At 47.4% G+C, this 18,392-nt stretch carries 22 protein-coding genes; 16 read left to right on the top strand and 6 right to left on the bottom strand.

Annotation, left to right across the window (positions count from 1 at the left end; genetic code table 11):
• Positions 1-3: 3 nt before the first annotated feature.
• Both BMY16_RS15385 and BMY16_RS00235 read right to left on the bottom strand, forming a co-directional pair.
• Positions 4-108, bottom strand: coding sequence for a smalltalk protein (locus BMY16_RS15385; protein ID WP_411267755.1), 105 nt, complete (start codon positions 106-108; stop codon positions 4-6).
• On the bottom strand, positions 105-647 hold the full coding sequence (locus tag BMY16_RS00235) for an HU family DNA-binding protein (protein WP_139207069.1): 543 nt from the start codon (positions 645-647) through the stop codon (positions 105-107). The genes BMY16_RS15385 and BMY16_RS00235 overlap by 4 nt, the downstream gene beginning before the upstream one ends.
• A gap of 268 nt (positions 648-915) precedes the next feature.
• Here BMY16_RS00235 and BMY16_RS15995 point away from each other — a divergent pair, with 268 nt between their 5' ends.
• A complete protein-coding gene (locus BMY16_RS15995) occupies positions 916-1,119 on the top strand; it encodes a DUF4248 domain-containing protein (protein ID WP_091838500.1) in 204 nt (67 codons plus the stop codon).
• 439 nt (positions 1,120-1,558) lie between these two features.
• On the opposite strand, the gene BMY16_RS00225 is transcribed toward BMY16_RS15995, so the two are convergent.
• The gene (locus BMY16_RS00225) at positions 1,559-1,987 is read right to left on the bottom strand and encodes an acyl-CoA thioesterase (RefSeq protein WP_091838498.1); all 429 of its coding nucleotides are present in this window, start codon (positions 1,985-1,987) and stop codon (positions 1,559-1,561) included.
• A 178-nt stretch (positions 1,988-2,165) separates the two neighbouring features.
• On the opposite strand from BMY16_RS00225, the gene BMY16_RS15380 reads away from it, so the two are divergent.
• Together BMY16_RS15380 and BMY16_RS15375 are read left to right on the top strand one after the other, a co-directional pair.
• Positions 2,166-2,318, top strand: coding sequence for a site-specific integrase (locus BMY16_RS15380; protein WP_170835951.1), 153 nt, complete (start codon positions 2,166-2,168; stop codon positions 2,316-2,318).
• Positions 2,319-2,348: 30 nt separating this feature from the next.
• Positions 2,349-2,504, top strand: a complete 156-nt coding sequence (locus BMY16_RS15375; protein WP_170835950.1) for a hypothetical protein — start codon at positions 2,349-2,351, stop codon at positions 2,502-2,504.
• 13 nt (positions 2,505-2,517) lie between these two features.
• Here BMY16_RS15375 and BMY16_RS00215 read toward each other — a convergent pair whose 3' ends face one another.
• The 3 genes from BMY16_RS00215 to BMY16_RS00205 are packed head-to-tail and all read right to left on the bottom strand — an operon-like array spanning position 2,518 to position 4,838.
• Positions 2,518-3,384, bottom strand: coding sequence for a radical SAM mobile pair protein B (locus BMY16_RS00215; RefSeq protein ID WP_027454042.1), 867 nt, complete (start codon positions 3,382-3,384; stop codon positions 2,518-2,520).
• Complete coding sequence (locus tag BMY16_RS00210; RefSeq protein WP_091838492.1) at positions 3,371-4,060, bottom strand: radical SAM mobile pair protein A; 690 nt, start codon at positions 4,058-4,060, stop codon at positions 3,371-3,373. The genes BMY16_RS00215 and BMY16_RS00210 overlap by 14 nt, the downstream gene beginning before the upstream one ends.
• 10 nt (positions 4,061-4,070) lie before the next feature.
• The gene (locus tag BMY16_RS00205; protein WP_091838490.1) at positions 4,071-4,838 is read right to left on the bottom strand and encodes an MBL fold metallo-hydrolase; all 768 of its coding nucleotides are present in this window, start codon (positions 4,836-4,838) and stop codon (positions 4,071-4,073) included.
• 142 nt (positions 4,839-4,980) lie between these two features.
• Between BMY16_RS00205 and BMY16_RS00200 the strand changes: the two genes are divergently transcribed.
• The 13 genes from BMY16_RS00200 to BMY16_RS00140 all read left to right on the top strand — a co-directional run bounded on the left by BMY16_RS00200 (position 4,981) and on the right by BMY16_RS00140 (position 18,385).
• Positions 4,981-5,874 (top strand): helix-turn-helix domain-containing protein, encoded by an 894-nt coding sequence (locus BMY16_RS00200; RefSeq protein ID WP_024990708.1) that lies wholly within the window; start codon positions 4,981-4,983, stop codon positions 5,872-5,874.
• A 23-nt stretch (positions 5,875-5,897) separates the two neighbouring features.
• Entirely contained in the window at positions 5,898-6,155 is a 258-nt protein-coding gene (locus tag BMY16_RS00195; RefSeq protein ID WP_091838488.1) for a hypothetical protein, read from the top strand.
• Positions 6,156-6,385: 230 nt separating this feature from the next.
• Positions 6,386-7,495: a PDDEXK nuclease domain-containing protein gene (locus BMY16_RS00190; protein WP_244512788.1), complete on the top strand. Its 1,110-nt coding sequence runs from the start codon at positions 6,386-6,388 to the stop codon at positions 7,493-7,495.
• Between the two features lie 671 nt (positions 7,496-8,166).
• Positions 8,167-9,474: a hypothetical protein gene (locus tag BMY16_RS00185; protein WP_091838483.1), complete on the top strand. Its 1,308-nt coding sequence runs from the start codon at positions 8,167-8,169 to the stop codon at positions 9,472-9,474.
• A gap of 201 nt (positions 9,475-9,675) precedes the next feature.
• The gene (locus BMY16_RS00180; RefSeq protein WP_139207068.1) at positions 9,676-10,236 is read left to right on the top strand and encodes a hypothetical protein; all 561 of its coding nucleotides are present in this window, start codon (positions 9,676-9,678) and stop codon (positions 10,234-10,236) included.
• 19 nt (positions 10,237-10,255) lie between these two features.
• Positions 10,256-10,579: a hypothetical protein gene (locus BMY16_RS00175; protein ID WP_139207067.1), complete on the top strand. Its 324-nt coding sequence runs from the start codon at positions 10,256-10,258 to the stop codon at positions 10,577-10,579.
• Positions 10,580-10,637: 58 nt separating this feature from the next.
• The gene (locus BMY16_RS00170; protein ID WP_139207066.1) at positions 10,638-10,931 is read left to right on the top strand and encodes a hypothetical protein; all 294 of its coding nucleotides are present in this window, start codon (positions 10,638-10,640) and stop codon (positions 10,929-10,931) included.
• A 1-nt stretch (position 10,932) separates the two neighbouring features.
• Positions 10,933-13,575, top strand: a complete 2,643-nt coding sequence (locus BMY16_RS00165; RefSeq protein ID WP_091838474.1) for a BT4734/BF3469 family protein — start codon at positions 10,933-10,935, stop codon at positions 13,573-13,575.
• A gap of 59 nt (positions 13,576-13,634) precedes the next feature.
• Complete coding sequence (locus tag BMY16_RS00160; RefSeq protein ID WP_244512785.1) at positions 13,635-14,180, top strand: D-Ala-D-Ala carboxypeptidase family metallohydrolase; 546 nt, start codon at positions 13,635-13,637, stop codon at positions 14,178-14,180.
• A 346-nt stretch (positions 14,181-14,526) separates the two neighbouring features.
• On the top strand, positions 14,527-14,874 hold the full coding sequence (locus BMY16_RS00155) for a P-II family nitrogen regulator (protein ID WP_091838472.1): 348 nt from the start codon (positions 14,527-14,529) through the stop codon (positions 14,872-14,874).
• Between the two features lie 42 nt (positions 14,875-14,916).
• The gene (locus tag BMY16_RS00150) at positions 14,917-16,170 is read left to right on the top strand and encodes an ammonium transporter (RefSeq protein WP_091838470.1); all 1,254 of its coding nucleotides are present in this window, start codon (positions 14,917-14,919) and stop codon (positions 16,168-16,170) included.
• Positions 16,171-16,198: 28 nt separating this feature from the next.
• Entirely contained in the window at positions 16,199-16,909 is a 711-nt protein-coding gene (locus tag BMY16_RS00145) for a TorF family putative porin (protein ID WP_091838467.1), read from the top strand.
• A 129-nt stretch (positions 16,910-17,038) separates the two neighbouring features.
• Entirely contained in the window at positions 17,039-18,385 is a 1,347-nt protein-coding gene (locus BMY16_RS00140) for an anaerobic C4-dicarboxylate transporter family protein (RefSeq protein ID WP_091838464.1), read from the top strand.
• Positions 18,386-18,392: the final 7 nt, after the last annotated feature.

The raw sequence follows: 18,392 nt of genomic DNA, 5'->3' as shown, positions 1-18,392 counted from the left end.
TGTCTACATACCCATGCACGAGGTGGCTCCCAGTGCCGTGAGTACGGCCGTGATTACCGACGCTATGATCTGCAGCGTCCACTTCAACGTCTCCTTCTTCGTCATCATTCACCTCCTTCCTGATGAGTGGCTACTGCGAACGAGCTGATAGGAATCTTCTCCTGGTAGGTACGCTCCTTGCCATCGACGGTTTTCTTCTTCGACTCCACCACGTAGGCGGCCTTGAAGGTACACTCCTCTTTCAGCGCGCGACTGGTCAGCTTCTCGCCCTTCGAGTTCTCGGGCACGAAGCGCAGGTGTACACCCGCAATCAGGTTGTCTACTCCCACTGCCAGCGACTTCTCCACCGTGTCCTGCGCCTTCTTGCCGTCGCTCTCGATGCTGGGCGAGAACGTGCCGAAGCCATCCAGCTTCACAGGCTGACCCTGGATCACCATCTCCTTCAGACATGCCACGATGTTCTGCAACACGAGCACCGCCATGGGGTAGTCTACGAGCTTTCCGTGCTCAGCCAGGTGCTTGGCGAAACCCTTCAGACTCAGAGGCTCCTTGGTGTCTGCCTCGGGATAGTACTGGCCGTAACCGGCGTTGTACTGGTTCTTGTTCTTCCTCAGATTCACTGGAAATGCAATTACTTCACTTGCCATAAAATTTTGTTCCTTTCTTTTTTAGTTTGTTTTTAAATAGTTTGTTTGTTCTCTCTTTGCAATCTAGGTGGTACCATTTCCTGTTTGCGAGTACAAAGGTACGAAATAATTTGTAGTTATGCAAATTCTATAATCAATCTAAAGTACTTATAATGAGTTATATGAACTTAATATTACTTATAAGTACTTATACTAAATATTTTGCTCTTTTAATTTGGTATTTTCGCCATAATTTAGTACCTTTGTACCATAATTAAAAACAAGATCAATGGATAATAAACTTCTATCTTCAATGGGCCGAATGGAACTCGCACAGAGCTACTTCCCCAACATTCTGCCGCGTTCAGCCTGGCAGAAATTTAAGAGTTTGCTGCTCGATTACCCTGATCTCGAGGGCTTCGCGACGCAGCGCCGACGAACGTTTCTTCCGTCGGAAGTCAACATTATTTACCGTTACCTTGGGCAGCCGTAGAGCTGCCTTTTTTAGGCCCATATAGCACGCTTGAGGTTTGCTCCGAGTAAACTTGGACTTTACTCGGAGTAAACATCCACTTTCCTCCGACCAAACTCCGACTTTCATTGGAGGCATATTTTGTGGGTGATGTAAGAATGTTGTTTTGTCAAGAATATTTTGTTGGTTGGTGAAGACACATAGGGTAATGCATGTGCCCAAATTGCAAAATTGCAAAATTGCAAAACGATTTTTTCAGTTCCACCAAAATCCCACACTTAGAATATATTATATATATATTATATTATAATATAATATATATATAATATATTTAATATAACTATAAATATAATATCTCTTACTCTCATCCCCTCGAGCCAAGCCCCCAAAAACCCAAATTGATTTTTGTTTTTGCAATTTTGCAATTTTGCAATTTTGCAATTTCGTGTACTACACAATTTCACTCCAGTCCGTCGTACTGACGGATAGCCTGGCGCCAGGCATCTGGGAAGGGCATGGTTTGATGATGCTCCAAGTCGTAGAGCACCATCACTGAAGCGCAACGGCACTTCACCTCCAGGGTATCAACATCGATAATGTCCTGTTCGAGATGGAAACTCTTATTGCCAATCTTCGTCGTACGCGTACGCGCTGCGATATGGTTGCCTGCCTTGATCTGTGACACGAAGTCGGCCTCGATCTTCGCTACCACAATGGCTACGCGCTCCCAATCCACATCCTCGCAAACGGTGGCAAAGTACTCGGTCTTGGCCGTATCGTAGAACTGAAAATAAACGGTATTGTTGACGTGGCCAAACTTATCCACGTCGTTGAATCGAATCTGAATCGGCAAGATATGTCTATAGCCGTTATTTACTTCTTGTACCATCACTGAAAACTAAAACTAGCCTATGAATTCGGCTGCAAAGTTATGCAAAACTCCACACTTCCCCTCCCTCGAAACAGGAAAATTATTCCCAATACCTGCAAACTCTTGATTTAAAACACCTCGCCCTATTAGTCGCTTGATGAATGAATATTCACTTGCGAAAGATCAGGATCTATATATGCCAAAGGGGAAAGGACTGCCTGTTGTCACCATTACCGGCAAGGGCAACAAAAAACGCAGATGCCCGCTTTGGGACAATACCCGTAAGGAACTGAGAACGCTCATAGGCAAAAGAGAACCTGATGATTTTGTCTTTGTCAACAGACAGTAGTAGCCAATGACGCGATTCGGTGTGTACGAGATGGTCACGAGACATGCAAAGACTTTGGCAGAGAGGATGCCGTCAGTAAGAGACAAGCGGGTGTCGCCGCACACCATCCGCCACACCACTGCTACCCATCTGCTGCAAAATAAAACCGCATACGGCAGTATTGTACGTATGCGGCAATATAATTGAAATCGAAGTCATGCTATCGCGTCAGCCTGATTTCCTCGTGGTAGAAATAGTTGACCACGACGGGATGGCCATACTCTGAGCGACCATAGGGTAGGTCGTTGATGACGTAGGGCATCTGGTGCTCCTTCGTGTAGGCTTCCACCTGCAGGGCGAGCGTCTGCCAGTAGTCACGGCGCTTGCGCTTGTAGATGTCGTCGTAGAGCGGTAGCAGGTCGGGATGCTCTTCGCGGATGTACTGCATGATGGTGGGCTTGAACTGTCCGCGAAGGTTCAGGTTCTCCAGCCATACAAGGTCAGAATAATCCTTAACACGCTCGATGATGGCAAAGACATCGGTAATGCCTGGGAAGATGGGTGACACGAAGCAGACGGTGCGGATGCCCGACTCATAGACCTGCTTCATTGCAGCCAGTCGTCGCTCGATGCTGGGCGCATCGTCCATCGCTTCCTTGAACTGCTCGTCGAGGGTGTTTACAGACCACGATACCGTGACGCGCTTGAACGTTTTCAGCAGGTCGAGGTCACGCAACACGAGGTCGCTCTTCGTGGTGACGATAATCTCGCAGTCGGCACCCTGTAGCTGTTCCAGCAGTGCACGGGTACGCTTGTATTCTGCCTCCTGCTCGTTGTAGCCGTCTGTCACCGAACCGATGACGATGCGCTCGCCGTCGTACTTGTGCGGATTGGTTATGGCAGGCCAGTACTTCACGTCGAGGAAAGTCCCCCACGGCTCGGTATGACCTGTGAAGCGCTTCATAAAAGAGGCGTAACAGTACTTGCAGGCATGGGTACAGCCCACGTACGGATTGACGGAATAACCGCCCACAGGCAGCGATGACTTTGTCATCACCGACTGCACTTGTTTGTCATTTATAATCATAACCCTGTTGTTTTAATACTTCCTTAAATTCCTGTGGCAACTCCTGTACTATATTTGCCTCCCCCATAATGGGAACGAGGTCTTCCTTCATGAAAACGGGAATGTTCAGCCGGTGTGCCTGTTCTGTCAAATTCTCCACCCAACTGACTTCCGACACGGCCTTGCCCTTGCGCTTACCCGTTTCCGTTCCTATCACAATCCAGCTAATGCCGTGCAAGTCAACCTCTCCAATATCGTTGAACATCGGCTCGAAGGTGACATGCAGGTGAGTTGAACCTACATTCTCCCGCAACTGGTCGATACGCTGCTTTTCCTTCGAAGAGGTCACCGTGACTCCAAACCATCCGTTGTCGGGTGTAACTGACATGTGCAGCAGGTCGGGCCGTTTACTGAGAAACAGATATTGGTGCTGCACGTTCTGGCGCATCTTGTCGAACACCAGTTCACGCCATTCGTCTTTCCACCCCGCGAGGTCACTCATGCCTGTCAGCAGCCAGTTGTGGGGCTTCGGATTGCCCATCAGCCGCAGCTTGCCAGGATAGAATTCCGGCACAGAGAAATCGTCTGTAATGTGGTAGCGACGACAATTGTTGCGGGCATAGCAATAACTACAGCCGATATTACAGCCAATCACAAGATTCATGTTCTGAATCAGGTCTTTGATACAAACACTCATCGTCTCTCGTTTACTTGCTGACATTTACGCTCTCACCGTCCTCGGGAATGTGGACGCGCCCAGCCACTCCATGCTCCCTGGCAGCCTGAAGGAGTGCGGCACGGGTGACGTGATTGTGGTTCACGCCCTCCAGGTGGGTGGCCACGAAGGTGGCCTTCGGTGTGTAGTCCATCGTCTTCAGCACATCGGGAATGTGCATGATGACATGCCCTCCCACATGAAACTTGTTGCCGCCAGCATTGACTATCACCACATCGGGCTGCCAGCGGTCAAGGTTGCGACGCACACCACTATACCAGATGGTGTCGCCAGCCAGATAGGTCGTAGGCTCCGCAGGGTGCTGGAACACATAGCCGCAGGTGTGGCCGGCCTTCGGCAGCATCCACCAGTGGCCGTGATGGCTCTCAGCCTTCGACAGACGAACATCGCCCAGCTGCATCTCGCCCTCAATCACTTTCACCTGCTTGAACCCATGCGACACGACCACCTCACGGTCCAGCTCGTCCTGCACGACGATGAGCATTTCCTTCGGCAGCTGCTCATAAGCGGCATCGTCTATGTGGTCAGTGTGCAGATGGGTCAGCAACACGCAGTCCACATCCCTTAATAGTTCGTCCACCGTCATCGGCAGGTCGTGAATCGGGTTGCGCAATTCCTGATGGTGCGAGAACGGGAACGGAGGCATACAGCCCTTTTCGCCCAGCATGGGGTCTATCAGCATCACCTTACCGGCATACTCAATCTTAATCGTAGCGTTTCTAATCTGTTGAATCTTCATGTTCTTTTCTGTTTTTTTGATTTCTGGGTGCAAAGGTACGGCGAAATGTTAAAGATGTCTATACCAGAACAACATGTTGTTATGCCATTTTGATAAATCACGCTTTTTTCGTACCTTCGCAGCCGAAATCATATAAAGAGGTATGGCAAAAACAACATACAGGCTCGTAGAGGTGCCTTTCAGCAAGACGGAATGTGGTGTAGATTTCTTTATCAACACCGCCCATGGCAGTGAGCGGAGGGGCGTGCTGACGGAATACCCCGTGTTCAAGACCGATTTTTTCGAGATGTTCTTCTTCCGTAAGGCCAATGGCTATCTGTTGCTGGGCTACCAGAAGATAGAACTGCGCGATGGCATGGTGCTCATCCTGAAGCCCCACCAGCAGCAGGAATGGCACATTGACGAAGATGCCCTCGACTACGATTTCCTTATCTTCCGCAACGACTTCATGCGTACGTTTATTGCCGACAAGTTCTTTGTCTATCGCCTGCAGTACTGCCAGCAGACCGACACGCCACCATACTTCATGGCAACAGCCGACGAACTGACGGAATACGAACGGCTGCTGAAGAAAATCCGCAGCGAACTGCGCCAGCCTGTAGCCGACAGCTACCATATCATCGTCAGCGTGCTCTACTATCTGCTGGCCGTCTTGAACCGACGCTATACCGAGACATATAGTCTGCCCTTTGAACTGCCGAAGAACCACTACGCTTTCCTGTTTGTGGAACTGATGGAGCAGCACATCCGCGACCTGCAGCGTGTGCAGGAATATGCCGACCTGATGCACGTCAGCCGGGTGACGCTTAACCAGAGCGTCATGGCGCAATATGGTGTTCCAGCCACCGTCCTGCTGAAGCAACGCCTGCTGGCCGAAATCAAGAACGGACTGTTGTTCAGCCACAAGACGGTCAGCGAGATTGCCTACGACTTCCACTTCTCAGAGCCTTCACATCTGATGCGGTTCTTCAAGAAAGCCACAGGCAAGACGTGTACACAATTCCAGCAAGAATACGAGAATGGAACGTTTGAATAACTCTTTTAGGTAAATTTCAATTTATGAAAGAATGGCTGTTTCTGATTGGTGCCATCTTCCTGGAGACGTTTGCCACCTCGATGCATCCTCGGTTACAAATGTCTGACGCTGCTTCTGAGCGATGGCATGAGCCAGTTGTTCCTCGATTTCTCGCTTCATGGCGAAGAGGGCCGCAAACCGCAGAGATGATCTCTGCCGATGCCAGCGAGCTGCTTTCTGCAGTTATTGATGCCAATCCTAAGTTCCATAAACTCTATCAAATGTATAAATTAGTCGCTTGATGAATGAATATTCACTTGCGAAAGTTCAGTTGTTATGATTTAAATAGTCAAAGAGAAATAGAAAAGAGGTCAGCAGAAGATCATGATTGTTATTCAAAAAAAATTTGAAAGATCTATTAAAATAAAATGTTGTGTTAGATTTATCCATTAAGAAGGACCAGTTTTTACTAGAATAATTAGGTGGTTTCAAGATAATTGCTTACCTTTGTAGGCGATTATGGAAAATGAATATGAGCAAACAAGAACTGAGTAACATCGACAATAAAGTTTATCAGCAATGGTTTCAGAACCTATGCGAGGAAATAGACAAGCAGCGACTGAAAGCTGTGATGCAAGTGAATGCTTCCACCCTTCAGCACTATTGGTGGCTGGGTAATGATATAATTAAGAAACAGCAGGAACAGGGATGGGGTACGAAAGTCATCGACCAACTTTCTGTTGATTTGCAGAAACGATATGGCAGCGATAGTGGCTATTCTTCGCGCAACTTAGGCTATATGAAGAACTTTGCTGCAGAATATCCAGATTTCCCATTTTTGCAAGTGCCACTTGCAAAATTACGAGAGATGCCAATTTTGCAAGCACGACTTGCAAAATTCACAGTTTCAGCTGATGGTAATTTTGTGCAAGTGCCTCTTGCACAAATCACGTGGTATCACCATATATCAATGATTCCAAAGGTAAAAGACTTGGCATTGCGAGCCTTTTATATGACAGAAACTGCTATTCAGGGATGGAGCCGCGATATCATGTTGACTCAGATAGACGATGAGTATCACAAGAAAGCAAGGGCATTACCTAATAATTTCGACACAACCTTACCTCCTGTAAAAAGTGATTTGGCAAGAGCTACCTTTAAAGATCCCTACAATCTTGGTTTTGTGGACATGACAAAAGTGAAACAGGAACAAGACTTGGAAGACCAATTAGCCAACAAAGTGACAGATTTCTTATTGGAGCTTGGTAGGGGCTTCTCATATTTAGGACGTCAATATCCATTGAATATCGCCGGTGAAGATAGCAAGGTTGATTTGATGATGTATCATACCCGTTTACATTGTTATGTGGCAATTGAGCTGAAAGCTGTTGAATTTAAACCTGAATTTTTAAGTAAGTTAAATTATTATATTTCTGCTATTGATGATCTGGTGAAGATGCCTGAAGACAATCCTACCATTGGACTTTTGTTGTGTCGCACCAAGAATAATACGAAAGTTGAATATGCACTTCGGGGTATGACTCAGCCTTTGGGCGTGGCGGAGTATCAAACAAATAAGGTAATTGAAGAACTAAAATCAGAATTGCCATCTATTGACGATCTGGAAAATACTCTTAAATAATGTGAGCATATGGGGCAGTGTAAGTATTGTGGTGAGGATGCTGGTTTCTTCTCGCATGTTCATAAGGAGTGTGAGGAGAAGCATAATCAGGGGACATAGTCATGGGGTCAGGCTCCTGGGTATGGGTTTGAAAAATAGTTTAATTTTTGTATCCTCTGTCACTGTTAAGTGGTGGAGGATTTTTTTTGTTATGACGAAAAACGCATAATTCTTTGGAATAATCGAGAAGTTTTATTAATTTTGCAGCGTGATAGCGGGGAGAAATCCGTTATTCACATTTTCGATGTCCTTCATGGGCATCTGGAGTTGAATCCTACTCGACAAAAGCGGACCATTTAATTAACGAGAATTCAACTGCCTTTCTTACGTTCCTATCTGGAGCGTGAGTTAGGTGGTTTCTCGTTATTGGTGGTCCGCAACCATACCAGTCGGGTGATCGCAAACCTCACGCTTTCTTTATATATAATGTAGGAAACACCCTCGTGATTGTTGTATCAGTCCGAGGACAATAATATTAATAAACCCATAAACAAAATGAAAAAGAACTACTATTATTATGGAGGGGCTTTGCCCTCCCGACGCAAGGAAACCTCAGTTGCATCATGTATCCTGGGTTTCCGCAATTTCTGGAAGTTTGTAACCTTAAATCTGAGAAAGGAGGTTAAGAAAACATGCGTTTAGTAACTCATATTCGTAGGGTAGATGAAGCGTTGGAGTCGTATGGCGTATATCCCAATACAAGCTCTCTTGAGGAAGTGGCAAGATGCTCCATGTGGATGCTGACAATCCTGGCGGATATTAACAGACAGTTAAGGTCTTGTCAGGAGGAGCTGGAAAAGGGCGTGGTAACTGAACCCTTCCCCTTCAGCTTCTGGAAGAATGAGAAGCATCGGCAACTTAAGGGAAGTGCCGTGGAGGATGATCTGCTAAAGTATGGCAATAAGAAGCTGGCAGATATGCGCATCAATTTCTCTATAGTGGGGTATGACATTAAGGAGATAAAGGATTTTATCTGCCCACTGAATGCTGAATACGAAGAGATGAATGATCATCTTAAAGCAATCGAAGAAATGACTTTGGAACTGTACCCGGAAGCGTATGCCACTTATTACCAGTCGAGGAAGAAGGAACTGGACGAGCTGACTGTAAGGAAGAAGTACATGAAAATGAAGATGGACTACTATCCCATAACCCTTCAAAAACTGAAGACTTTACAGGCACAAGTGGTGGCAGATGCCTTGATTGCGGGAATCATGAACTACGACGATGATACTATTCCATTGGAATATGCAGGCGTGGATGTAAGGAGGGTCACTGAGAATCTTCCTGAAAACTATAAAGGAAAACTACCTGCCGATTTTGATAAGCTTTGCGTTAAATATCATCGCCATGTTACGTGGAGCAATGACTCAATCCTGAATGTCGACTATGATAGCCTTGGCTCTTACCTCTACAAGCATTCTGACAAGTTCACCCCCGAGCAATTTGTTGCTATCTATGAGCATGACTATTTGCTTTACTTGGTTCGTCAGGATATGATGAAGCTATTGGATAATTCTGCAGGACAGGTGGAGATGCAGGCGCCTCAGGATCAGGCCTGCGAGGATGTGGCTGGCAATTGCTTCAAGAATACGAGTGGGTTTGTACGCGATTTGGTTCAGAATCTGGTGAATGAATATTATCTGGGTTCTGCCGTTAACCTGACTCTGATAGAGATAACGCTCTACGACCATAACCTGATTAAGAAGAGAAATACCCACACTGCTTTTATCAAGTCGTTGATAGCTTGGGGTATCATTACTATAGATGAAGGGGAGATTAAAGCCCTGGCCAATGGTATGGCTGACAAATACAAACGGATTCCCAAGGAGGGATATATGGTCTGGCCATACTTATATATCAATGACAAGAAGATGTGTGAAGACATGGGGCGCAAACTTGGTTCCACCATCCCTTATAGCAGAAAAACTGATGAATAGGCTCTCATTCTTCTCATCGTAGAATCTCATTCTTTCTCATTCTTTCTCATTCCTCTCATTGTCGCCTGACAGTGAGGGGTTTTTGTTGTTTTTCCACTTCAGCATCTCAAAAAATACCCCTAATTTCGCAGACGATTTCAGCAAGTAAGTGAAAGTCCGGACCGCTGAACGCTGATGGTAACAATAAAAAGATTAAAGATTATGAATACGTACGAAGCAAAAGTATTATTGGCAAACAGCCTGAGATGTCTGGTTATGAGTATGGAGCAGATCAGGCTGAGAGAGATTGAAAAGGTTGTGGGACGCGAAGAACCCATGCAGGACCATCTGGCAGAGTGTATTGCGGGCCTCCATCCTCATGAGGAAATGGATGTGGAGAATTGCCTGGAGTATCTGAAAAAGCTCTACATAGGATTTAAGGATGCAAGCGACCACGAGATTCTGTTGGAAAATAAATTCTCAATTGCAGAACTGGAGCTGGGCAACATCTGCGACATGATTATTGGTTTTATCAATCATGATTATCCTGATAATCTCGTGGCCTGCGCCAGAGAAATCAATCAGCTGGCCCAGAAACTCTTACCAGCAAAGGGACATCACGTGAAGAGCCATGACCATTGTATGATGGTGGTGATGAAGTTCCAGAAAGAGGCCATGACAATCATCGAGAAGTATGGTTACAAGACCTGGCAGGACGGCATGTACAGTCTGCCGCTGGGTTACCTCCAGAGCTGGATGGAGCGAGAGTACTGGGAAGCATAAACAAATTCAATAAAATAATATGAATATTATACAAGTATTAGTAGACGACAAGAGTTTTGCCCGTATGCAAATGGGGCTGAGAGTGGAAGGAACAGTAGGTTTTGACACCTGTAAGGGTATGGGCGACCTGAATGCGTTTAATCGCAAGAGATACAGTAAGCCAAAAGACATGCTGGTGAAGAAGTTGCCATGGGGCTGGGTGAAGAAGTCGCTGACTCGCGTGAAAGTTTTTGCAAGCTTCCCCGACGATGTGGGCACAGCCAGAGTACTGGGCTTGTTGGACGATCACACCCGTGATGCCAAGAACGCCCTGATTGAGTATGAGATTATAGAGAGGGTGTAACTAAAAAGTAAAAAGGTAAAAAAGTAAAAAGGTAAAAAAGTAAAAAGGTAAAACTATAATGGAGAATTTAGTAACAATCGTTGAGGTGGGCGCATACTCTGAGCGCCAGTATCAGAAGCAGGACGGCAGTTCTGAATACTTCAAGAGCCGTGGGGTGGTTATGAAGCGTGGTGGCGACGTGATCTATGGTGAGATGACGGGCGAGCTGGCTTCGAAGAACCGAGACACGCAGTTCCATCAGGGGATGCCTTATATCGTGAAGGGATTCTGGAAACATCGTACATGGGAAGACCAGAACCATCAGACGCGTCATGAGAATGCCTTCTATATTACGGACTTACAAAGCTTATAATATGAAGATTTGTTTCCAGAGAAATAAAAGAGGAATCTATTCGTTGGCCTGCCCTGAGGTAAAACTCAGGGCGCTGGCCGCCGATCAAGAGACGAAACTGTTGACTGCCAGCTGTCGCCAAGCCATCAAATATGCCAAAGAGGGACTGCCTGCAGAGGTGCCACAATGGTTTGATAAGCGATTCAAGGATTTCTGTAAGAATGAGACCAAAGATAGAGGCGATGCCTTTATGAAAAAGAGTGACAAGCAGAAGCTGCTGCTGTTTTCGGAAGATCAGAAAGGTAAGCACCCATTTATCAACTTCAGTGCAAGTGGGTATGACACGTCGGAGGTTACAGACAAGAAGACGAAGACCAAGAAGAAAGGGCCTTGGCGCAAACAGAAGTATGTGCACCTGTCGGGTCTTGTAGCCATCGATCTTGACAATGTGGACGACGCTATGGCCATCTATAAACGCTGGGAAGAGAAAGTGGATTTCAAGGCACTGAAGATCTACTTTATTTATCTCACGCCCAGGATGGGTCTCAGGGTGGTATTCCGCTGCGAAGCATCGCGCGGAAACCTTATCGACAACCAGCTATGGATGTGCAAGCAGCTGTGCGTTGACGGCATTGAGGTGGAGCCAGATGGCAGTTGTAAGGATTCCAGTAGGGGTTCTTTTCTGACCTCTGATGAAAATTTTTTATATGACAACTTAAAAGAACTATATGAAGATGAACCAGACAAAGATTTTATTGAGAAATATGAGCCTGAGTATCGGGCTGGGCGTAGTGCTTCTGTTAAGACTGCTGCTGTGGCCGGTAAGAATGCTCAACAAAGGGTTGGGAATGAGCGGAAGGTGGATGTTTCGTCAGATACACTGAGCGCAGCTTGGAGAGGGTATGATTTACAAAGTATTATTGATCAGCGCTATGCTGACAAGCTGCCCTGTGAACACGACAAGAACAGGCACACAGAGTCTCTTAAGCTGGCCACAGACCTCATGGTCATGCTCGACGGAGATAAGACCCTGGTACAACGAATCGTCGAAGCCCAGCCGTGGGTGCAGGAGATCATTGAAGGGCGCAATGAGAACGTGGCGCAGACGGTGGAGAGTGCAGCCCAGCAGATGTCGAAGCGGGAAGGGGACACCTCGCAGCCTTACCCCAGCAAGGCTATGCAGGAGGCCATCGAGAAAGTTGCCGGAATGTCGTACAAGCAGCTTCTTGCGACGAAGGCTGCGGATGGGTTGAAGTCAGAGGATGCCATGGTGAAGCAGCTGGAAGCCTGGGGCGGTGAGATAAGGGCACTGTGGGATGACTTTCCTTTACTGAAGGATGTGTGTGCGGGGCTGAAACCTACGCAGTATCCTGCAGCCCTGTTTACCGCTGGCGGCATCCTGATGACGCTGATGACGCGCTGCTGGTACCGATTCTACCACAAGCCTCAGAAGGAGCGCAGACTGAACTGCTCGTTGTTTGTGATTGGTCACCCCGCCAGTGGCAAGTCGATGGCCGACGATCTGTATAAGATTCTGGCAGAGCCCATGGTGGAAGCTGACAAGGCGGGTAAGAAGGCGCTCAACGACTATAAGAACTCCACGAAGAAGAAGGCTGCCAACAAGGAGGGTAAGGACAAGCCCAAGGTGACCATCCGTATTCACCCTGCCAGAACGGCCAACGGACAGTTTATCACAGACATGATCAACGCCAAGGAGAATGTGAATGGCAAGGAGATCCAGCTACACATGTTCACCTTTGACACAGAGCTGGACAACAGCATCACGCTGCAGAGTGGGGGATCGTGGATCAATAAGCTCTCGATGGAGCTGAAAGCCTTCCACAACGAGGAAGACGGACAGATGTACATGAATCTGGATTCGCCCATTGACAGCTTCGACGTAACCTGGAACTTCATCTACACGGGTACACCCATAGCCCTGAAGAAGAAGGTGACGGAGAAGAACTTCGGTAGTGGTCTAAGCACGCGACTGGCTGTGCTGCCCATGCCCAAGACGAACTTCGAGATGCTGGACTATGAGGACGAAGAGCATGTGGACTGGGAGCGACTGAAACGCATGAAGGACTGGGCCTTTAAACTCGACAAGCGTACGGGGCTGTTGCCTGTAAAGCCTCTGGTAAGACACCTGTGGGAGTGGACGAAGAATCGCATGGCAGACTGCGCTGAGGATAACTCTGAGGCCAACGAGCTGATGCTGAAGCGCGTGGCCTACCACGGACTGAACTACGCAGCGCCTTTCGTAGATATGCGCCACTGGAGCAGTCTGCATAAAGATGGCAATTACTGGACAGGTGAGTACGAGGTGGACGAGACCGACTGGAAGCTCTGCGAGCTGATTGCCCGCATCCAGTACGCCACGCAGCAGCATTTTTTCGGGGTAATGGCCGAGAAGTATTTCGATGACATGAACAACGATGTGCAGGTGAGCGGAAAGCGCCACCATCAGAAATCTGTGGAAGGCTTTAATCGTCTGCCAGAAATCTTCACCAGAGAAGACGTTATGAAGTGCTTCGGGTATAAGAACGAAAGTGGAGTGAACAGTAAGATAAAACGTCTGGTAGATGATAAGATAATTGAAGTAAGTGAGTTGTTTGTGGAGGATGGGCATCAACATTTCAAGTACAAGAAAATAGGTAGTATTTAATGTCCCCAAGTCCCAAATTGCAAAATTGCAAAACGATTTTGAAAATGGAAAAAGTAGAATTGAATAAAACGATGCACCTCTCCGAGCACTTGGCTTCGCCGAGTGAGGCTGCGCTCAGCCATTCAAGCAAGCTTGATGGCCTTCGCTTATCGCCTCACTTTACACTCGGGGAGGTTACGAAGACGAGTGTAAAAACGGCGGGAGAAAATATTCCCAGCCGTGTGGCGATTGAGAATCTGAAGAATCTCTGTGAGAATTGGTTGGAGGAGCTCCGCGAGAATTATAATCTCATTTACGAAGGAGTAGGGGATTGTAAGGGTGACGAGCCCATCATCATCACGAGCGGGTATAGATCGCCGGAGGTGAATAAGGCGGTGGGAGGCTCGCCCACGAGTAACCATCTGACGGGGTGTGCGGTGGATATACGATGTGCGGGTATCGAGCAGGCGATTCGGTATGCGTGTATCCTACTGGATATCGCAGACGGCACGAAGCGGGATTACGATGAGCTGTTTATCGAACGTTCGTCCAAAGGCAATTATTGGATTCATTTTGCCGTGCGGCCGAAGGAGAATCGCAGAAGGACGGCGTTTATTCAAACGTAAGCAAGGGGCGCCTGATTAAGTTCAGGCGCCTCACGCTACTTAGCGGAGTTGCGTGATATGTTGCTGCCGAAATTCAAAAAGTTATTAAAATTATTGTTATTGTAGCAGAAATTTCGTTGATTTTCGCACACAAATATCATTTTGTCTTAAATCTAATTATTTTCGTGACAAAAAGATAGTATTATATTCCAATTAAAGCATGATAGCTTACACTTTGTCATTTTGCATAAGATTTTTGGTTTAAAGTTGAAAATTTATGCATTTCTTTCCTGAAAAACTCCGTACCTTTGCACTCGAAAGCTTTCGAGATGATATGATTTATTTATTATTAAAAAGGTAAAAAGGTATGAAAAAGATTGAAGCAATTATCAGGAAGACAAAGTTTGAGGAGGTCAAGGAGGCCTTGCTCTCATCTGACATCGACTGGTTTGAGTACCACGACGTGCATGGCATCGGCCAGAGTCGTCAGGAAAGGATATACCGTGGCGTACAATATTCTACGGATGTGATTGAGCGTGTGGCCATTACGATTGTATGTCGTGACGTGATACTCGATCCAACTATCAAGGTACTTCTCGATGTGGCCCATACGGGTGAGATTGGCGATGGTCGTATCTTCGTGAGCGACGTCATCGATACTTGGAGCATCCGCACTGGTGAGCATGGCGATACCGTGCTGAGAGACAAGAAGTAATGAAAAAATGAAAGAATGAAATAATGAAAAAATGTAAGAATTATGAATGAAATAGGATTATCACTCGATACTGTATGGATGCTATTGGCAGCCATGTTGGTTTTCTGGATGCAGCCGGGCTTTGCGCTGTGTGAAGCGGGATTTACGCGTAGTAAAAACACGGCTAACATCTTGATGAAGAACTTCGTAGACTTCATGTTCGGCTCACTCTTGTTTTTCTTTCTGGGCTTCGGCTTTATGTTTGGAAGTGAGGGTGCAGGTTTTATAGGTGCGCCAAACTGGGGCGACCTGAGTTTCTATAAGGGCGATCTGCCCGTAGAGGGTTTCTTGATTTTCGAGACCGTCTTCTGTGCCACCTCTGCCACCATCGTGAGTGGTGCAATGGCAGAACGTACCAAGTTCTCGATGTACCTTATCTATAGTGCGGTCATCTCACTGTTCATCTATCCCATCGAGGGTCACTGGACCTGGGGTGGTGGCTGGCTCTGCAGTGATGCTGCTGATGGCTTTATGATGTCAACCTTTGGTGATGTGTTCCACGATTTCGCTGGTTCTGCTATCGTACATAGCGTGGGTGGTGTACTGGCCCTGATTGGTGCCATGGCCCTTGGTCCCCGTATTGGTAAGTATAGCAAGGATGGTAAGAGTCGCGCTATTCCTGGTCACAATCTGACGATGGCTGCTCTGGGTGTGTTCATCCTCTGGCTGGGATGGTTTGGCTTCAACCCGGGCTCGCAGTTGGCAGCCTCTGGCGAGGTGAACCGTGTGGCTATCTCTCACGTGTTCCTGACCACGAATCTCGCTGCTGCAGCAGGTGGTGTGGCCACGATGTTCCTCACCTATATTAAATATGGCAAGCCCTCCCTCTCTCTGACGCTCAACGGCGTATTGGCTGGTCTGGTGGGTATCACCGCTGGTTGTGACCTCGTATCGCCCTTTGGTGCAGTCGTCATTGGCCTTGTCTGTGGTCTTGTATTGGTCTATGCCATTGAGTTTGTGGATCACGTGCTGCACATCGATGACCCCGTAGGTGCTTCGTCGGTACATGGTATATGCGGTATCCTTGGCACTCTGATGACAGGTCTGTTGTCAACCACCAATGGCGCATGCTACGGTTTTGGTTGGGGCTTCTTTGGCGCACAGGTGTTTGGTATCCTCGTAATCGACCTCTGGGCTGCTGTCTGTGGTTTCGTCCTGTTCTATGGCATCAAGAAGCTTCATGGTCTGCGTGTAGGCAAGCGTGTAGAGGAGGAAGGTCTCGACATCTACGAGCATGGAGAGGCTTGCTATAACTAAAGGTAAAAAGGTAAAAAAGTAAAAAGGTATGAAAAAGATATTATTGTTTGCGATGGGGCTGGCGATGAGTGCCAGCACCCTTGCAGAAGAAACGGAAAAAGTAGAGACAACGATAGCGGGTGATATCGTCAGCAGTTACATCTGGCGTGGTTTGGATGCTGGAAGTACCGCTGTTCAGCCAACGCTCGGCATTGGCTATAAAGGCCTGAGCCTGACAGCCTGGGGCAGTTACGGATTGACAAATCCTGACGACACGAAGGAATTCGACCTGACCCTCGGTTATTCGGTAGGTGGATTCAATATCGGCATCACGGATTATTGGTTCAGCGTTGGACTCGATCCTGATGCTCGCTATTTCAAGTATGATGCCCACGGCACCAACCATATATTCGAGGCTAACATCGGCTACGATTTTGGAGTGGTCTCGCTGCAGTGGTTCACGAACTTCGCGGGCAACGATGGTGAAAACAAGGACGGCAATCGGGCCTATAGCAGTTATCTTGAGGCTAATGTCCCATTCAAACTTGCCACATGTGACTGGACTGCTACGGCTGGTGTCGTCCCCTTCGCCACCACATTCTACGGAACAGAAGGTTTTGCCGTCACCAACCTCGCCTTGAAGGCAACGAAGGATATCAAGGTGACTGACTCGTTCTCGATTCCTGTCTTCGGACAGGTCGTGGCCAATCCTTGTTCACAGAAAGCTTACCTGGTTCTTGGATTTACGCTGCATCCATGACAGAGCATCATCTGGCTGTTTAGTGTACATATAAAAACATTTTGCTCAATATTTTCCATTTTTCTTTTGAGAAATGGAAAATATTTTTTATCTTTGCATTTGATTTGATAAAACAATTTATTTGAGCCTATGGTTACATTGATTGTACTATTGCAGCTCATCGTTGTGTTGACGATGATCTTTATCGGTGCCAGAATCGGTGGTATCGGAATGGGTATCTACGGCATGGTAGGTGTCTTCATTCTTGTGTTCGTCTTTGGAGTGCGTCCTGGTAATATTCCCATCGACGTGATGCTTATTATTGCCTCGGTGATTACTGCGACGGCAGCACTTCAGGCTGCTGGGGGATTGGACTATCTGGTTGGACTGGCGGCAAAGTTCCTACGCAGCCATCCTGCCCACATCACCTACTATGGTCCGCTTACCACTTGGCTCTTTTGCCTCTTAGCAGGTACTGCCCACACCTCGTACTCGCTGCTGCCCATCATTGCAGAGATAGCCAAGAGCTCGAAGATACGCCCAGAACGTCCCTTGACCGTATCAACGATAGCAGCCTCGCTGGGTATTACGGGTAGTCCGATGTCGGCAGCCACTGCAGCAGTCATTTCTACGGATTTATTAGGTGGACAGGGCATAGAACTGAAAGATATCCTGCTGGTGTGTATTCCTGCCTCGTTCATTGCCATCCTCGTGGCTGCGTTTGTTCAGAACCATGTTGGCAAGGAATTGAATGACGATCCTGTCTATCAGCAGCGCATCCGCGATGGATTGATAGATCCCGAAGCCGAAGCGAAAACGTTGGCGCAGATGGAGCAAAATTCGAATCCGCATGCCAAGTGGAGCGTGCTGGCATTTTTGACGGGTGTTATCCTCGTAGTACTGTTTGGTAGCATTCCTTCACTGCGTCCTTCGTTTGAGGTAAATGGCACTACAGAGAGCCTTACTATGCCCCAGACGATCGAGATCGTGATGATGTCAATAGCTGCCTTGATTCTTATTGTTGGCAAGGCCAATGTGAAGGATGCCGTCAGTGGCAACATCTTTGGCGCGGGTATGAATGCCATGATTTCGATCTTCGGTATCGCATGGATGGGCGACACATTCTTCAATGGCAATCTGGAGTTCTTCAAGAGCAGTATTGCAGATGTCGTCTCCCAGTATCCGTTCCTCTTCTCGGTGGCCCTATTTATCATGAGTATCATGCTTTTCTCCCAGGCAGCCACAGTGCGTACTCTTTTCCCGCTGGCTATCGGACTGGGCATTCAGCCACTGGCGCTGGTGGCCATGTTCCCTGCTGTCAACGGTTACTTCTTTGTGCCCAACTACCCCACGGAGGTAGCAGCTATTAACTTCGACACCACTGGTACAACGCGTATAGGCAAGTATGTGCTGAACCATTCGTTCCAGCTCTCTGGCTTCATCACCACCTTTGTCAGTATTGGCATTGGTTACTTGATCATATCATTCCTTTACTAAAACAATA

The sequence above is a fragment of the Prevotella sp. ne3005 genome (assembly GCF_900110085.1).
Taxonomy (GTDB): domain Bacteria; phylum Bacteroidota; class Bacteroidia; order Bacteroidales; family Bacteroidaceae; genus Prevotella.
This window is presented reverse-complemented; position numbering and strand designations above follow the sequence as displayed.

Coding starts and splice junctions, on each gene's coding strand:
- BMY16_RS15385 (WP_411267755.1), bottom strand. CDS start 108: ATGATGACGAAGAAGGAGACGTTGAAGTGGACGCTGCAGATCATAGCG.
- BMY16_RS00235 (WP_139207069.1), bottom strand. CDS start 647: ATGGCAAGTGAAGTAATTGCATTTCCAGTGAATCTGAGGAAGAACAAG.
- BMY16_RS15995 (WP_091838500.1), top strand. CDS start 916: ATGGATAATAAACTTCTATCTTCAATGGGCCGAATGGAACTCGCACAG.
- BMY16_RS00225 (WP_091838498.1), bottom strand. CDS start 1,987: ATGGTACAAGAAGTAAATAACGGCTATAGACATATCTTGCCGATTCAG.
- BMY16_RS15380 (WP_170835951.1), top strand. CDS start 2,166: ATGCCAAAGGGGAAAGGACTGCCTGTTGTCACCATTACCGGCAAGGGC.
- BMY16_RS15375 (WP_170835950.1), top strand. CDS start 2,349: ATGGTCACGAGACATGCAAAGACTTTGGCAGAGAGGATGCCGTCAGTA.
- BMY16_RS00215 (WP_027454042.1), bottom strand. CDS start 3,384: ATGATTATAAATGACAAACAAGTGCAGTCGGTGATGACAAAGTCATCG.
- BMY16_RS00210 (WP_091838492.1), bottom strand. CDS start 4,060: ATGAGTGTTTGTATCAAAGACCTGATTCAGAACATGAATCTTGTGATT.
- BMY16_RS00205 (WP_091838490.1), bottom strand. CDS start 4,838: ATGAAGATTCAACAGATTAGAAACGCTACGATTAAGATTGAGTATGCC.
- BMY16_RS00200 (WP_024990708.1), top strand. CDS start 4,981: ATGGCAAAAACAACATACAGGCTCGTAGAGGTGCCTTTCAGCAAGACG.
- BMY16_RS00195 (WP_091838488.1), top strand. CDS start 5,898: ATGAAAGAATGGCTGTTTCTGATTGGTGCCATCTTCCTGGAGACGTTT.
- BMY16_RS00190 (WP_244512788.1), top strand. CDS start 6,386: ATGAGCAAACAAGAACTGAGTAACATCGACAATAAAGTTTATCAGCAA.
- BMY16_RS00185 (WP_091838483.1), top strand. CDS start 8,167: ATGCGTTTAGTAACTCATATTCGTAGGGTAGATGAAGCGTTGGAGTCG.
- BMY16_RS00180 (WP_139207068.1), top strand. CDS start 9,676: ATGAATACGTACGAAGCAAAAGTATTATTGGCAAACAGCCTGAGATGT.
- BMY16_RS00175 (WP_139207067.1), top strand. CDS start 10,256: ATGAATATTATACAAGTATTAGTAGACGACAAGAGTTTTGCCCGTATG.
- BMY16_RS00170 (WP_139207066.1), top strand. CDS start 10,638: ATGGAGAATTTAGTAACAATCGTTGAGGTGGGCGCATACTCTGAGCGC.
- BMY16_RS00165 (WP_091838474.1), top strand. CDS start 10,933: ATGAAGATTTGTTTCCAGAGAAATAAAAGAGGAATCTATTCGTTGGCC.
- BMY16_RS00155 (WP_091838472.1), top strand. CDS start 14,527: ATGAAAAAGATTGAAGCAATTATCAGGAAGACAAAGTTTGAGGAGGTC.
- BMY16_RS00150 (WP_091838470.1), top strand. CDS start 14,917: ATGAATGAAATAGGATTATCACTCGATACTGTATGGATGCTATTGGCA.
- BMY16_RS00145 (WP_091838467.1), top strand. CDS start 16,199: ATGAAAAAGATATTATTGTTTGCGATGGGGCTGGCGATGAGTGCCAGC.
- BMY16_RS00140 (WP_091838464.1), top strand. CDS start 17,039: ATGGTTACATTGATTGTACTATTGCAGCTCATCGTTGTGTTGACGATG.